Origin of the sequence: Streptomyces sp. NPDC090108, from assembly GCF_044747185.1 — a bacterium.
GTDB lineage: Bacteria > Actinomycetota > Actinomycetes > Streptomycetales > Streptomycetaceae > Streptomyces.
Map to the genome: position 1 here is coordinate 43,087 of NZ_JBIVDQ010000011.1, position 13,996 is coordinate 57,082.

The window sequence follows — 13,996 nt, forward strand, 5'->3', positions numbered from 1 at the left end:
TCGTTTACGTACCGAGTTAGGTCAAGGCGTGAGGGAAGCGGATGCGGGGTGGAACACAGGAGAGTTGACGGACTCTCAGACCGAAGCGCGTGCGACGAACTCGGCCTTGACCCGGACGGTGCGGTGCACGGTCCGGCCGTCGAGCCGTTCCTTGAGCAGGCGGGCCGCCGCCCTGCCGACCTCCTCCGCCGGATAGCGGATCGTGGTCAGCTGAGGACGGACCAGCGACGCGAAAGAGGCGTCGTCGTGGCCCACGAGCCCCACGTCTCCGGGTATGTCGATGCCCAGTTCACGCGCCTTGTCCAGGGCACCGACCGCGATCACGTCGTTGCCGCAGAACACCGCGTCCGGCCGGTAGCGGCGGCTCATCAGCTCGGCGAAGCCGGCCGCTCCCGCGTCGCGCGTGTGCTCCCCGCGCACCACCAGCTCGTGGGGGAGCGCGGTGCCGAACTGAAGCGCCAGTGCCCTCAGTTGCTCCAGCCGGGGGTCCCCGCCGGTCGCGTCCCTCGGACCCGCGATCATCGCGATACGGCGACGCCCCGCGGCGGTCACCAGCTCCAGCGCCTGACGGGTGGCCGCGCGCGCGTCCGGAGTCACCAGGTCGACCGGGCCGAAGGACACGTCCGCGCTGACCACCGCCGGGATCCCCGCGTCCGTCACGATCCGCAGGTCGTCGGCGAGCAGCCGGAACGGCGTGATCACGACCCCGGCGAACCGCTGCTGCACCGCCTCGGCCAGCAGCGCCCGCTCCTCCTCACGACGCGCGCGTGTGCCGCAGACGACGACGTGGATGCCGAGGACACGGAGCTCCGCCTGGAGAGCGGCCGCGAGCTGGGCGAAGAAGGGATTGGCGAGGTCGGGAACGATCAGCGCCACGAGACTGGACCGCCCCGTCCGCAGGCTGCGGGCCGTCGTGTTGACGACGAAGCCGAGCTCCGCGATGGCCGCTTCGACGACGCTCCGCGTCGCGGGTGCGACAGGACGCTTCCCCGACAGGACGTAGGAGACCGTGGCGACGGAGACCTCTGCCGCTCGGGCGACATCCGCCATGGTGACCCGCTCGCGCACAGCTCGCCCTCCCTTCGCATGATCACCCTACTTCACCTCCGCACACGCCCCGCCCGGGCGGAACCGGCGCCCTCGGCCGCACTGCGGCGCCACCGTGCCGGGGCTCGTCGGGCGGCGAGGCCGGCGCACGGGCCGTAACCACACACCGTCCTGCAGCACTTCACCGCGCGGGACCGGATGCGTAGGGTACGAGCGGCCCGGAAGCCGTGCGCGCCCGGCCGCCCCGGCGCCGCGCGGACGACGCGCCCCAGGGGCCGAGCAGCGGGGGTGACGGGGATGGCGGACGCGGCAGAGACGGCAGGTTCGGCAGGCGCGGCAGGCGCGGCGGACGGGACGGGCGCGGCGGACGGGACCAGCGCGGCGGAGGCGGAGCGGGGCACGGTGGGAGCCGGAGAGGCGGGCGAGCCGATCGCACCCCTGGATCGGCGCGTGTTCGCCGTCGCAGGGGCGGTCCTGGCCTTGCTGATGGCGCTTTCACCGCGCTACGGCTTCCACATCGATGAGCTGTACTTCCTGGATTGCGCCCGGCACCTCCAGGCCGGCTACGTGGACCAGCCCGCGCTGGGACCGCTGCTGGCACGCGTCTCGCTGTCACTGTTCGGTGTCTCGGAGGCGGGCCTGCGGCTGTGGCCCGCGCTGGCCGCCGCGGGCACCGTGGTCGTGGGCGGCTTGACCGCGCGGGAGTTCGGCGGCGCGCGGCGGACCCACCTGCTCGCCGCGGTGGCGACCGGCACCATGCCGGTGCTGCTGGGCGCCGCCCACGTCGCCAACACCACGTCGTACGAACTGCTGGCCTGGTCGGCGATCGCGCTCGTGGTCGTACGGATCGGCCGCACCGGCGAAACACGATGGTGGCTCGCCGCGGGAGCGCTGGTCGGCATCGGCGCGGAGTTCAACCATCTCGCGGCCGCCTTCGGGGCTGTCCTGCTGGCCTCCGTACTTCTCGGGCCCGCCCGCTGGACCGCCGCCGACCGCCGGCTGCTCGCGGGCGCGCTGATCGCCGTACTGCTCGTGCTACCCGACCTGTGGTGGCAGGCGCGGCACGGCTGGGCCATGTTCGCGATGACGCGGGCGCTGAACGGGGAGAACGGGGGCCCGGCCAACATCCCCACCTGGATCGTCGGCCAGTTCGGCATGGCCTGCTTCGCGATGGCTGTGGTGTGGGTGGCGGGGCTGAAGTTCCTGTGGCGCTCCGGCCGGCCGCTGTGGCGGTGCCTGGTGATCGCGTACGCCGTGCTGTTCGTGCTGTTCGCGGTGACGACCGGCGCGCAGGTGTACTACCTGGCCGGTCTGTACGTGACTCTGCTGGCAGCCGGAGCCGTCGCGCTCGACGGACGGCTGCGCTCCCGGCCCGACCGGCTGCGCGCCTTGATGGCGGCAACGGCCGCCTCGGCCACGCTGCTCGCCGTGATCGTGCTGCCGGTGCTGCCGGCCTCCGACATCGGCTGGACGTACGGCGTCAGCGCGAACTCCGGGAACTCGCTGGGCTGGCCCCAACTGGTGGGCACCGTGCGGCAGGTGTGGACGAAGCTCCCGGCCGGGCAGCGCGCGCACGCGGTGATCTTCGCGGCGGACTACGGCGAGGCCGGTGCCGTCAACGAACTCGGCCGCGGCACCGGACTGCCCACCGCCGTGAGCGCCCACAACAGCGACTGGTGGTGGGGGCCCGGCGACCCGGACGCCACCACCGTCGTGGCCGTCGTCCCCGGTCCCGGCCACGCCCCCGCCTACGCCGCCCACCTGGGCCGGTACTTCCGGCATGTCCGCGTGGCCGCCACCCTCTCGAACCCCGACGGCGTGCACAACCTCGAATGGGGCGGCCACGTCTACGTCTGCACAGGGCCCCGCCGCCAGTGGGGCGAGATGTGGCCGGGCCTGCGCACCTACGCGTGACGGACCCGGCTCGACCAAGCCGGTCCGGTGAGGAGATCCTTGGGCATGGAGTTCCTCTGCTACCACCGCGACCGGCCCGGCTCCCTTCCGCTGCGCCACGAACTGCTGGAACAGCACTGGTCGTACATGGACGCGTACGCGAAAGAGATGATCGCCCGGGGCCCGACCTTCGCCGACGACGGCGAAACGCTCACGGGCAGTGTGCACATCGTCGACCTGCCCGACCCCGCAGCCGCCCGCTCGTTCGCCTTCGACGAGCCGAACTACCAGGCCGGCGTGTACCGCGACGTGCTGCTGCGACGCTGGCACAACACACTGGGCCGCACCATGGGGGACTTCCCCGGCGGCCCGACCGAAGGCAACCGGTATCTGGTCCTCGGCTTCGGCGCGGAGCCGTGCCGTTCCACGGACACCGCGGGAACCGCGGACACCGCGGTGCCGGCCGGCCAGGACGAACTGATCGCCTACGGGCCGCTGCTGTCCGACGACGCTGCCACCTGGGTGGGTACGGCAGCGCTGGTCCGAGCGCCCGACCGGGCCACGGCACGCGCCGTCCTGGCCCCGGACCGGTACGCCGACATCGAGGTGCACGACTGGGAGTTCGGCGGGCGCCGGTGACGACCGGGGACGCGGAGCGCGACGAGTGGTCCTATACGTCGTCCATCGGTGTGGGACCACTCCGGTTCGGCATGACCGTCGACGAAGTCATCCAGGCGCCCGGGCCGTTCGGTCCGGCCGAGGTCGGTGACGCCGGACGGGACCACGCCGTCTTCTCTCCGGCCCGGAAGGTCGAGATCCGCCGTCGTGCGGCAGCCTCTCCTCCGCCTGCCGTCACCGCCTAACCGAATGGGACTCGATGCCCGCCGAGGAGTACCGCGTCGACGGCGGGATCACGACCTGACGCAAGGTCACTTGCGCTGAAAGGGCGCATGTTCCAACGGAGTTGTGCGGCGCGGCCGGTGATCCGTGAAGGTCGTCGGCCGCGCTCGTCACGGGCGTATCGGCTCCGGCTGCCGCGAGAGGCGCCGGCCGTGCTGCCCGATGGCCGTCAGTCGGGACGCCGGGCCATCACGACCAGACCGGGCCCGCTGTACTCCTCCGGGGGGAGCCGCAGTTCGGCGACCGTGGTCAGGCCGGTCTGCTCGATCAGTTCGACGAGTTGCTCCGGCCGCCACTTGTGCGTCGTCCAACTGACGGGCACGCCTCCGTAGGCCTCGGTACGCACCGCGTCCTCGTCGCCGACATGCGTGGCGGTGATGAAGTGACCACCCGGCTTCAACGCACGTGCGAACACGGCGAGGACCTGGGGAAGGACCTCCCGGGGGAGGTTGAACAGCGACCACCACCCGAGCACGCCTCCCAGCGTCGCCTCGCCGAGGTCGAGTTCGGTGGCGGAGGCGACGGAGAAGCGGCACTCCGGGTGGAGCCGGCGCGCGTTCTCGATCATGCGGGGGGACAGATCCACCCCGGACACGTCGAGTCCGCGTTCGGCGAGGTACGCGGTCACCGTTCCGGGCCCGCAGCCCACGTCGAGAACCGGCCCGAGCCCGCGCACGGAGTCGGCGAAGGCGTCGATCGACGCCTTGAGCCACGGATGCCGGCGGATGTCGCCGATCCCCGTCGTCACCACCATGTGGGCGTAGTTGTCGGCCACCCGATCGTAGGACTCACGTACGAGGTCGAGATCGGCCGGGCGGTCAACAGAGTGTGAGTGCATCCGGCAACGATAGGACAGCGCAAGGGACTTGGGGCTGCGAAAACGATGTACGGACGCGGGATCAGTGGAACGTGGATCGGTCGTGCCAGGAGAGAACGACGGCGAGGATCTCCCGTACGCGGTCGGTCAGGTCCGCACGGTCGTGCTCGATCCAGGAGATGTGCTGGCCGCCGAAGAACGCGGCGACCACGACACGGGCGACGACCGCGGGCTCGGCCGCCGGCTGCCAGCCGCCCTCGTCCCGGGCCTGGACCAGAAGCTCGGTGATGAGCTGCGTGAAACTGCTGAAGGGCGTCGGCAGGTCGGCCTCGACGAGGTTCCGCTCGATCTGCAGCCGGGCGCCGGCCTGCGCCACCGGATTCTCCCGCAGGAACACCGCCGTCTCCAGGAGGAACGCGGCGACCGCGTCGCGCGGCGGCAGCTGCCGGGCGGTGACGGAATCGGCGACGGCGGGCAACCGCGCGTAGAACTCCTCGGTGACGGCGACCGCCACCGCCTCCTTGTTCGCGAAATGGAAGTAGACAGCGCCCTTGGTCAGCCCCGCCCGGTCGGCGATGTCCTGCAAGGTGACGGCGGGGAAACCCTTTTCGGCGAAGGCGCCCGCAGCGGCCTGCAGGAGCTGCCGCCGGGTGTGGTTCGCCCGTTCCTGCTTGAGTTCCCGCGGGGAGGCCTTGGTGCCGGCGGCTGCCTGTGCGGCGCTGTTGCGGTTCATGGTCCTTCTTCCGGGTGGGTCCGCGGCGCGGGCCGCGAGATTCGCCGGATACCTCCGTGAAGGTATATTTTCACCCCGCGCCGCCACGGCGTTCCCGATCTTAGGGCGTGGGGGAGTCCGTGGACCAGGTGCAGAAACAGCCGGTCGAGGCCGAGCGCAGCGGAATGCCTGGGATCGAAGCCTCGCCGCATCGCGTCGTACGAACGCCACGGTGCCTCTGATCCGGGCTCTCGCACCTGTCGCGGCGGCGGGGTCCCGCTTTTTCGGAGAGACCGTCAACTGGCGGGCGATGCTGTCTCGGTGACCTCTGTCGCCGTTGTCGGGGTGACGGCGGGCGCGGTCTCCAGCCGGGGTCGCTTCTTCAGGCCGAGTCCGATGAAGGCACCGGCGACCGTGGCCGCGGTGGCCACCCAGCCTGCCGTTCGTAACCCGCCGACCAGCGCACGGGGGTCGGGGTGGTGTCCGGCGCGCGAGTTCGCCACCGCGACCAGCGCCGCGAGACCGAGAGCGCCGCCGATCTGACGGCACGTGGAAGCGAGCGCCGAGGCCACCCCCTGCTGGGCCGGTTCGGCGCCCGAGGACGCCACCGCGACGAAGAGCGACGGGAAGGCGAAACCGCCGCCCGCACCCCAGAGCGCGACCCCGGGCAGCAGTGTCCAGTAGGAACCGTGCGCCGACATGCCGGCGACGATCGCGGCCAGCCCGACCGCGGTACCGGCCGTGCCGAGGAAGAGCGTCGTGCGGACCCCGAGCCACCCCAGAACATGGGCGTTCAGCTTCATCGACACCGCCATGCAGACCACGGTCGCCGGCAGGAACGCGATGCCGGCGGCGAGCGGACCGTAGCCGAGCGCCGTCTGCAGGTAGGTGGTGAGCAGGTAGTACGTGCCACCCACGGAGGCCTGGAAGACGATCATCGCCAGCATGGCGACGGTCAGGCCTCGTAGGCGGAACAGCCGCAGGGGCACCAGCGGGTCGGTGGCGCGCTTCTCGATCAGCACGAAGACCGCCAGCAGCAGTGCGCCGGCGGCCAGGGCGCCCACGCCCTCGACCGAGCCCCAGCCCTTCGCCGGACCGCAGACCAGACCGAACACCAGCAGCGTCGAGCCGATGGTGGCGACCACCACCCCCATGGCGTCGAAACTGCGGCCAGTGCCCATAGGGCGGTCGGGGGGCAGGATCCGGGTGGCGGCGACGGCCGCGATCAGCGCGAGCGGAACGTTGACGAAGAAGACCCAGCTCCATCCGAAGGCACTCGTCAGTACGCCGCCGAGCAGCGAGCCCGCGGCGAGGCCGGCGCTGCCCACGGCACCCCAGACGGACGTGGCCCGGTTGCGCGCGGAGCCCGGAGCGAACGTGGTGAAGACGAGCATCAGCGTCGCCGGCGTCAGCAGCGCACCGCCGGCGCCCTGGACCGCGCGGGCGGCCACCAGAAGCCCGGCGTCCGTCGCGAGCCCGCCGGCGAGGGAGGAGAGGGCGTAGACGATCAGACCGGAGACCAGCATCCGCCGCGGTCCGATCCGGTCGACCGCGCGGCCTCCTGACAACAGCAGTCCGCCGAGCGCGACCGCGTAGGCGCTGACGACCCACTGCAACGACTGGGCGGAGAAGCCGAGCTGCCTGCCGATGTCCGGCAGCGCCACATAGACGATGTTGTAGTCGATGGTGACGATGAACTGGGTGAACGCCAGCAGGGCGAGCGTGTACCCGCCCCGCTGCGGTGATGGGGAGTCCGGGATGGCCATGGTGTGGCTTCTTTCTCCGGGATGAGAGGGGAGGCGGCCGCCCGAGGCGGGCGCCGCGAGGCGAGAATAATACCTTCGCGCAGGTATGTATATGGGGGCGGGAACCGCCAACTGTGCACGCTCGGAGTCGAGTTGTGGCTGCGCCATGGAGCCTGCCGATCCCGGCAGTTGCCGCACCTTGCGACGACACGTGTGGCGACTTGACGTGCGGGTGGCGTTTGGCGGTCCCCGGTCGGTGGGCGAGGCACTGTGCGGCGTACCCCGTCGAAGCGGCGCCTTCGTGCCCGTCCGGGCAGCCGGCCTCGTAATCCGCTTGGCTGACCGCGGCGACCACTGCTACTTTCTGGGAAGCCGTGCGAGAGAACAAGGAGGTGGTACCCGTGAACGCAGTATCGGCATGGGTGCTCCCCTCCGAGGTCACGGCCGGGCGATAGGTCGTCCGGGAGCGCCGATCACGAGCACTCCCGAAAGGCACGACCATGCATTTCACCTCTGAGCGACGTGACGACGATGTCGTCGAGCGCGCCTTCACCCTCGGGGACGTCCCCGGCATCCTGTGGACACCCGCCTCGCCGTCCGCCCCGACACCGCTGATCCTGCTCGGCCACCCCGGCGGACTCGACAGGATGTACCCCCGACTGGCCGGGCGGGCCAGGCACTCCGTCGCTGACGGCTTCGCCGCGGCCACCATCGAGCTCCCCGGGAGCGGTGAACGGCCCCGCTCCGCCGACGTGGAGCGGGCCCGCGTCGACCTGCGCCGGGCGCTGGAGGCCGGTGAACCGGTCGACGACGAGATCGTGGACCGGCTCGTCCTCCCTCTGGTCGAAAGGGCGGTCCCGGAATGGCAGGCCGCCCTGGACGCCCTTCTATCGCTGCCCGAGATCGGCGGCCCGGTCGGATACTCGGGGGGAGTGATCTCCATCGGGACCCGCCTGGCCCTGGTCGAGCCGCGGATCTCGGCGGCCGTCCTGTTCGCCGGGAGTTTCGTGCCGCGGGTCATCTTCGAGGAGGCCCGCCAGGTCACCGTCCCGTTGCACGTCCTGCTGCAGTGGGACGACGAAGGGAACGACCGCCAGGCGGCGTTGAACCTGTTCGACGCCTTCGGTTCCAAGGAGAAGACCCTGCACGCCAACATGGGCGGCCACACCGGCGTCCCGCAGTTCGCGGGAGACGCCGCGGCGCAGTTCTTCACCCGGCACCTGAAGTGACGCCAGGCCGTCGGGCCTCAGGAGGCGGTTGCCGCGTGCGCTGGGATGCCGCGCACTGAAGCCGGGTCCGGCGTCTGACGTCCGGCGTCCGGCTTCCGTCCGCCGGCCGTCCGGGCCTCTGCTGATGCGGCAGAGGCCCGGACGGCCCGAAGCGTGAGCTGCTTTGGCGCTGCGGCTCCTCGGCACGGTGTGAGGAGAGGCGGGCCGGCGCAGGCGAGTGGGACTGCCCGTGCGTGACCTGAAGTCCGCCGCGGCTACTGCCTCTTGCCTGTCCCGGGAGCGGAGACCTCGCTGCCTCCGGCTCTCCGGTCTCTTCTGATCACGCGGGCGCGGGAAGCTGGTCGCGTACCCACTCGGGATCGGGGTTGGTGTGCGCGCGGCCGGCCACGATGACGGTGGGTACGGTCTCGTTGCCGTGGTTGGCCGCCCGCGCTGCCGCGGCTCCTTCCGGGTCCTTCCAGATATTGACCCAGTGCATCTGGGCTGCGTTCCGGCCCAGATGGAGGCGCAGTCGGACGCAGTACTTGCAGCCCGGGCGCCACAACACGACGGGCCGGCCGTCGGCAGCGCTACGGCGTTGTGCCTCCAGGGCGCTGATCGGCCTCGGAAAGATCAGGGGCGAGTTCACGCCCGCGAGCACCAGAAACATCAGCAGGAGTACGACGGCCGTGCCAGGTCTTCCCGTCGAGACCAGCTCCGCCGTGACGGCTGACCCGCAGAGCACAAGCAGCATGGGCAGGAACCAGGCACGCATCATGGTGACGCAGATTATCGCCGAGATGGACCGCTCCTCGAACCACACCCCTCGACGGGGAATCCATCGGACGGGGGAGAGGGCGTTGCCCCTGGAGGCCGAACGGCTCGTACATCACCGGAGCCTCGATCCATGTCGACGGCGGCTTCACCGCCTGATCGTTGCTGCGAAACCGCACGGGAGTACTAGGTTGGCGATCAGCGGCAGAGCTGATCGGAGAACCGTGTGAGTGTCCAACTGTCCGTGGGGCCGACGGCGTCCCTGCCCGCCCTGAGACTGCGCCCCTGGCAGAGCGACGACGTCCATGCGGTGGTGACCGCGTATCGCGATGCTGCCCTGCGCCGCTGGCTGACGAGTACGGTCAGGGACGATGTCGAGGCACGTCGCTGGGTCGACACCCAGCGTCAGGGCTGGGCCGACGGCACCCGGTTCAGCTTCGCTGTTGTGGAGGAGTGCGGTGAGACCTCCGGTGCTGCGGTCGGCCATGTGACGGTGAAGCTCGGGGACGACGAGGGCTCCGCGGAAGTGGGCTACTGGACAGCGGCCGAGGCCCGAGGGCGAGGGCTGATCTCCCGGAGCCTGGAGACGGTCGTGCAGTGGGCCTTCAGCGACGAGGCTCCAGTGCCGCTGACGCGGCTGGATCTGGTTCACGCGGTGGACAACCACGCCTCATGCCGTGTGGCCGAGAGATGCGGCTTCGAGTTCGAAGCGGTCATGCCTGCCCAGCCGCCCGTGTTCCGGACCGATGCCCATCTGCACGTCCGCCACAAGTCCCGTTCTTTGAGCGGTGCCTGAAGCTCGTGCGGCGTGCACGGTGGCCCGCCGACGCCCAGGGGAGCGGTGCCGGTGTGCCACCGGTGCGATGCCGCCGTGCGATGCCGCCCGCGCGCTCAGACGAGGGCGGTGACCAGCAGGGTGAAGGCGGCGATGATGACGGCGACGCGGACGTAGTGGAAGGTCGCCGTGCGATGTCGACCGCGGGCTCAGACGAGGGCGGTGACCAGCAGGGTGAAGGCGGCGATGATGACGGCGACGCGGACGTAGTGGAAGGTGTTCCAGCGGTCTACCTGCTCCTTCCAGTCCTCCGGCCGGTTCTCGGGGGTCCACGTCTTGTTCCGGTTGTTGATCGGGACGAGCAGCAGGACCGACATGATCACGCTGACGATCAGCAGCGCGCCGGCGGTGACGACGAGGCCGGTGCCGTGGTGGTGCCATCCGGCGAAGGCCCAGATCGCGACGAGGACGAGCGATCCGATGTACCAGAACGGCATCACGGCGCCGAGCATCCGGCCCCCGTGGGCGTGGCCGAGCTGGCGACTGTCCTCGGGAAGGGCGTTGAGGATCGGGTTCATGACGAAGGCGACGGCGAACTCCACCCCCACCATCAGGCCGAGAATCACGGTGGTGCAGACCTCGAGTGCGTTCAGCATGACGACCCCTCCTGATGTCTAGCATCGCTAGGTGATGAGGCAACGCTAGTACTGCTGCCGCTCGGTTGTCTAGCGTTGCTAGGGTCGCATCATCTCGATCCAGGAACGCAAGGAGCGCGAACCGGCGGCCCGCGAGCGCCTCGTCGCGGCGACGGCCCGTGAACTCGCCGAGCAGCAGGGCCGGGACGAGGTGTCCACCCCGGGTCTGTTCACCGAGCTGTTCTGGGCTGCCGTCCACGGGCTGGCGAAGCTGACCCGCGCGGGACGGCTGCCGCCCGCGGAAGCTGGGCGGAGAGTGGAACTGCTGGTGGACCGGGTCGCCATGGTCTGAGCCATCGTCCGGGCCGGCGCGTGCCCCCGGGGTTCTCGACCCCCGCCGCCTGCCCGCGGCACCGCTTCCGGCTACTCGCGCCTGCTTGCCCCTTTGTTCCGCTGCAGCGGTTTCATTCTGGCGGCGAGTGCGGGCCGGGAGCCGGTGAGCCCAGGATCAGCGGCTGCCGCGGAGTGTGGCGAAGAGCCCCTGTCGTCCACCGACCGATGTCAGAGGCGCGCTGTAGGTTCCCCCACGTGGGTGTGTACGTGGTGAGTGTCGGCGCGGAGGAATGGTTCGGTGAAGAGGAGGACGGCTGGGGTGAGGCCGCGGCAGCGGTCAACGCGGAACTCGGGCGACGAGGTCTGCCGCCGTACACGGACGTGCCCCCGGAGACGGACTTCGCAGCCGGATCGGGGCAGACGTTCGAGGAGAAGCTGAACCGTCCCATGACCGGCTTCCTCGCCCTGTGCGAGACGCAGCTGTCACCGGAGGAGATGGAGACGCTCTGCTGCTGGACCGTGCTCGTGCCTTTCTCGCTCGACGAGGAGATCTGGCTTTCGCCCGGCGCCGGTCACGACGAGTCGACCGTGGTCGCAGGCGCCCCGCAGGTGCTGCTGCTCGCGGAGAGACTGGCGGCAGTGATCGGATTGCCGCCCGAGACCCCGCCCACGTGCGACAACCTCGACCTGAACATGTGGTTCCGTGGCCCGGCGAAGGAGCTGGCCGCCACTCGTCCAGGAGCGTGGGGCACCGACCTGGACACGGCGTTCCATGTCGCGCTGTTCCTGCGCGCCGCCCAGCACTCGATTCGGCGCGGCTGCCCCATGATCTGGACCTGAGACACCAAGTCTGCGGACCTGACCGGCCGGCACCGCGAGCTTCGCGCCCGCGCCCAGCGAGCGCGGCAGACGGAAGTCGGAGTCATCCAGAAGCGTGCCCCGACGACAATGGCGGCCAGAACCGTTGATCAAGGGGGCGAGCCCATGCGGCAGGTGTTGGATCTATGGCGTCAAGAGCTCGGCCAGGTGCCGGAGTCGGTCTGGCAGCGGACCGAGCTGAACGTGCTGATCCTCGCGGACAACGGGCTCGTGACCCTCTCACCGAGAATCGGGGAGCTCCACCGCCTCGGCACCTTGGATCTGGGCCACAACACGCTGACGGCGGTGCCTGACGAACTGGGAGACCTGCCGAGGCTCGGCGACTGCCTCTACCTGCACGACAACGAGTTGACCGAACTGCCGCGGACGCTCGGATGTCTGACCCGGCTGCGCTACCTCAACGTCGGGGAGAACCTCCTCGGCGACCTGCCCGAAACCCTCGGCGCGATGGCCGGCCTCGTCGAGCTGAGAGCCCAGCACAACCGGTTGACCTCGTTGCCGGACTCGCTCGGCCGGCTCCGCAATCTGCGCGAGCTGTGGCTGCGCGGAAACCTCATCGACCACCTGCCGCCGTCGACCGCCGGACTCCACGAACTGCGGCATCTCGACCTCAGGGAGAACGCGGTCGCAGATCTCCCCGAGCCCCTCGCCGGCCTCCCGCTCCTGCGGCAGATCGACCTGCGCGGCAACCGTCTGAGCCGCCTGCCGGACTGGCTCGCTTCTATGCCCTCGCTGGAGAAGCTGGATCTGCGGTGGAACCGGATCGATCCCTCTCTGCCGGTGCTGAGGGAACTGGAGCGACGGGGATGCGTGGTTCTGGCCTGAACCCGCCTTTGTCAGTGGTCGTCCTTAGAGTGCGATCATGACCTTCGACCATCCTGAGCAGCCGGACTCCGTACTTCCTGACGTAAGCCCGCGCACGGTGTCCGTGCTCCTCGAACACGGCCACCTGGACCTTCTCGTCGAGGCCGCCGGGACGATCCGTGCCGGAGGTCCTGGGGCGTGGCAGTGCGCGCAAGGCGCGGCCAGGGAACTCAGCCGCAGAGGGGACCGGGAAGCCGCCTGGCAGGTCGTCGCCCCGTATGCCCGGACCCGCACATGGGTGGCGGTGAAGACCGCGGCGGAACTGCTGGAGAGCTGGGGCCGCGCCGAGGAGGCACTCGCACTCGTGCGCACCCGGGAAGGCGAAGACCGGCTGGCGGCACCTGTCGAGGCCCGGCTTCTGGTCGTCCTCGGCAGGGTCCAGGAGGCGATCGACCTCCTGCGCCCGCATCTGGACGACTGGTACTACCTCCAGGGCCTCGTGGACGCCACCGAGGGTGCGGGCCGTGACGAGCAGGTGCTGGAGCTGCTGGCTCATCATGTGGAGCAGGAGCTGCGAACCGGCCGTCCGCTCCAGGCCACGGCCATGCTGGCACGGGTTCTGGAGCGCCAGGGCCGCCTGGACGAGGCCGTCGAGGCGCTGCAGCGAAACCTCGACACCGGCAACTCCATCAGCGTGAACGTCGTCGAGGAGCTCGCCCGGCTGCTGGCCCGCCACGGACGTCTGCGGGACCTGGAGGAGCTCACCACGCGCTCCTACGGCCAGTACGCCGTCGGGGAACTGATCGGGAAGCTGGAGGAGGCGGGCCGCACGGACGCGGCGTTCGCCGCAGCCCGACGCGCCGCGTCGGACCGCCCCACGCGTGGGTCCGCTCTTCTCGCGGACCTGCTGGTCCGCCACGGACGACCCGCCGAAGCCCTGGAAGCGGCCCGCCCGCTGCTGGCCGACCGGGACTGCGGCTGCCACGAACAGGACCTGCTGGCGAAACTGCTCGAGCACGGCCACATCGACACCGCCCACGACCTCCTCGCCGAACTCGTCTCCCGGCCGCCCCAGGTCTCCGACGACGAGGACGGCCGCGTGTATCTGGCCGAATGGGAGGAGAAGCTGACCGGCCTCCGGATATGGCTGCTCGCCGAGAGCGGACGGGCCGACGAGGCCATCGGCATACTCGAAGGTTTCTCCGACGACGAGTTCTGGCTCCGGCGGGAGACGCTGGCAGGGATCCTGGACAGGCAAGGTCGCCCCGACGAGGCCATAGCCGTCCTCGCGGCCTCGACCGACAGCCTGGAGGCCTACGAGCTGAGCGACCTCCTCATCCGTCAGGGCCGCGCACGTGAGGGCTTCGCCGTGTTCACGAAGGCCCCGGACGCGCCCTTCAGTTCGGTTCTGACCCGGTGACGACGGGCATCGAGCGGATGCACCCGGCGGGCTGTGGTGAAAAACCCCGAGGCG

General features: G+C 70.5%; 14 protein-coding genes. 8 read left to right on the plus strand and 6 right to left on the minus strand.

Annotated elements, in window-relative coordinates:
- Nucleotides 1-75: 75 nt before the first annotated feature.
- On the minus strand, nucleotides 76-1,068 hold the full coding sequence (locus tag ACIPRD_RS31155) for a LacI family DNA-binding transcriptional regulator (protein WP_401567882.1): 993 nt from the start codon (nucleotides 1,066-1,068) through the stop codon (nucleotides 76-78).
- A 276-nt stretch (nucleotides 1,069-1,344) separates the two neighbouring features.
- On the opposite strand from ACIPRD_RS31155, the gene ACIPRD_RS31160 reads away from it, so the two are divergent.
- Together ACIPRD_RS31160 and ACIPRD_RS31165 are read left to right on the plus strand one after the other, a co-directional pair.
- The gene (locus tag ACIPRD_RS31160) at nucleotides 1,345-2,961 is read left to right on the plus strand and encodes an ArnT family glycosyltransferase (protein WP_401567885.1); all 1,617 of its coding nucleotides are present in this window, start codon (nucleotides 1,345-1,347) and stop codon (nucleotides 2,959-2,961) included.
- Between the two features lie 45 nt (nucleotides 2,962-3,006).
- On the plus strand, nucleotides 3,007-3,579 hold the full coding sequence (locus tag ACIPRD_RS31165; protein ID WP_401567888.1) for a YciI family protein: 573 nt from the start codon (nucleotides 3,007-3,009) through the stop codon (nucleotides 3,577-3,579).
- 430 nt (nucleotides 3,580-4,009) lie between these two features.
- Here the strand turns inward: ACIPRD_RS31165 and ACIPRD_RS31170 are convergent, their stop codons facing one another.
- The 3 genes from ACIPRD_RS31170 to ACIPRD_RS31180 form a co-directional block, all read right to left on the minus strand.
- Complete coding sequence (locus ACIPRD_RS31170; protein WP_401567891.1) at nucleotides 4,010-4,678, minus strand: class I SAM-dependent methyltransferase; 669 nt, start codon at nucleotides 4,676-4,678, stop codon at nucleotides 4,010-4,012.
- A 61-nt stretch (nucleotides 4,679-4,739) separates the two neighbouring features.
- A complete protein-coding gene (locus tag ACIPRD_RS31175; RefSeq protein WP_356410742.1) occupies nucleotides 4,740-5,390 on the minus strand; it encodes a ScbR family autoregulator-binding transcription factor in 651 nt (216 codons plus the stop codon).
- Nucleotides 5,391-5,665: 275 nt separating this feature from the next.
- Nucleotides 5,666-7,135: an MFS transporter gene (locus ACIPRD_RS31180; protein WP_401567895.1), complete on the minus strand. Its 1,470-nt coding sequence runs from the start codon at nucleotides 7,133-7,135 to the stop codon at nucleotides 5,666-5,668.
- 479 nt (nucleotides 7,136-7,614) lie between these two features.
- Between ACIPRD_RS31180 and ACIPRD_RS31185 the strand changes: the two genes are divergently transcribed.
- Nucleotides 7,615-8,343, plus strand: coding sequence for a dienelactone hydrolase family protein (locus ACIPRD_RS31185; RefSeq protein WP_401567897.1), 729 nt, complete (start codon nucleotides 7,615-7,617; stop codon nucleotides 8,341-8,343).
- A gap of 319 nt (nucleotides 8,344-8,662) precedes the next feature.
- Here ACIPRD_RS31185 and ACIPRD_RS31190 read toward each other — a convergent pair whose 3' ends face one another.
- The gene (locus tag ACIPRD_RS31190) at nucleotides 8,663-9,100 is read right to left on the minus strand and encodes a glutaredoxin domain-containing protein (RefSeq protein WP_401567899.1); all 438 of its coding nucleotides are present in this window, start codon (nucleotides 9,098-9,100) and stop codon (nucleotides 8,663-8,665) included.
- A 222-nt stretch (nucleotides 9,101-9,322) separates the two neighbouring features.
- Here ACIPRD_RS31190 and ACIPRD_RS31195 point away from each other — a divergent pair, with 222 nt between their 5' ends.
- Nucleotides 9,323-9,892, plus strand: a complete 570-nt coding sequence (locus ACIPRD_RS31195; RefSeq protein ID WP_401567901.1) for a GNAT family N-acetyltransferase — start codon at nucleotides 9,323-9,325, stop codon at nucleotides 9,890-9,892.
- A gap of 188 nt (nucleotides 9,893-10,080) precedes the next feature.
- On the opposite strand, the gene ACIPRD_RS31200 is transcribed toward ACIPRD_RS31195, so the two are convergent.
- Complete coding sequence (locus ACIPRD_RS31200; protein WP_356410757.1) at nucleotides 10,081-10,527, minus strand: DUF1772 domain-containing protein; 447 nt, start codon at nucleotides 10,525-10,527, stop codon at nucleotides 10,081-10,083.
- Nucleotides 10,528-10,624: 97 nt separating this feature from the next.
- Between ACIPRD_RS31200 and ACIPRD_RS31205 the strand changes: the two genes are divergently transcribed.
- From ACIPRD_RS31205 to ACIPRD_RS31220, 4 genes are all read left to right on the plus strand, one after another.
- Nucleotides 10,625-10,858, plus strand: coding sequence for a WHG domain-containing protein (locus tag ACIPRD_RS31205; RefSeq protein ID WP_401568048.1), 234 nt, complete (start codon nucleotides 10,625-10,627; stop codon nucleotides 10,856-10,858).
- A gap of 236 nt (nucleotides 10,859-11,094) precedes the next feature.
- Nucleotides 11,095-11,679: a hypothetical protein gene (locus ACIPRD_RS31210; protein WP_401567905.1), complete on the plus strand. Its 585-nt coding sequence runs from the start codon at nucleotides 11,095-11,097 to the stop codon at nucleotides 11,677-11,679.
- 144 nt (nucleotides 11,680-11,823) lie between these two features.
- Nucleotides 11,824-12,543 carry a leucine-rich repeat domain-containing protein gene (locus ACIPRD_RS31215; protein WP_401567907.1) on the plus strand — a complete coding sequence of 240 codons (720 nt, stop codon included), beginning with the start codon at nucleotides 11,824-11,826 and terminating at the stop codon, nucleotides 12,541-12,543.
- Nucleotides 12,544-12,580: 37 nt separating this feature from the next.
- Entirely contained in the window at nucleotides 12,581-13,942 is a 1,362-nt protein-coding gene (locus ACIPRD_RS31220) for a hypothetical protein (RefSeq protein WP_401567910.1), read from the plus strand.
- The last annotated feature ends 54 nt before the right edge of the window (nucleotides 13,943-13,996 follow it).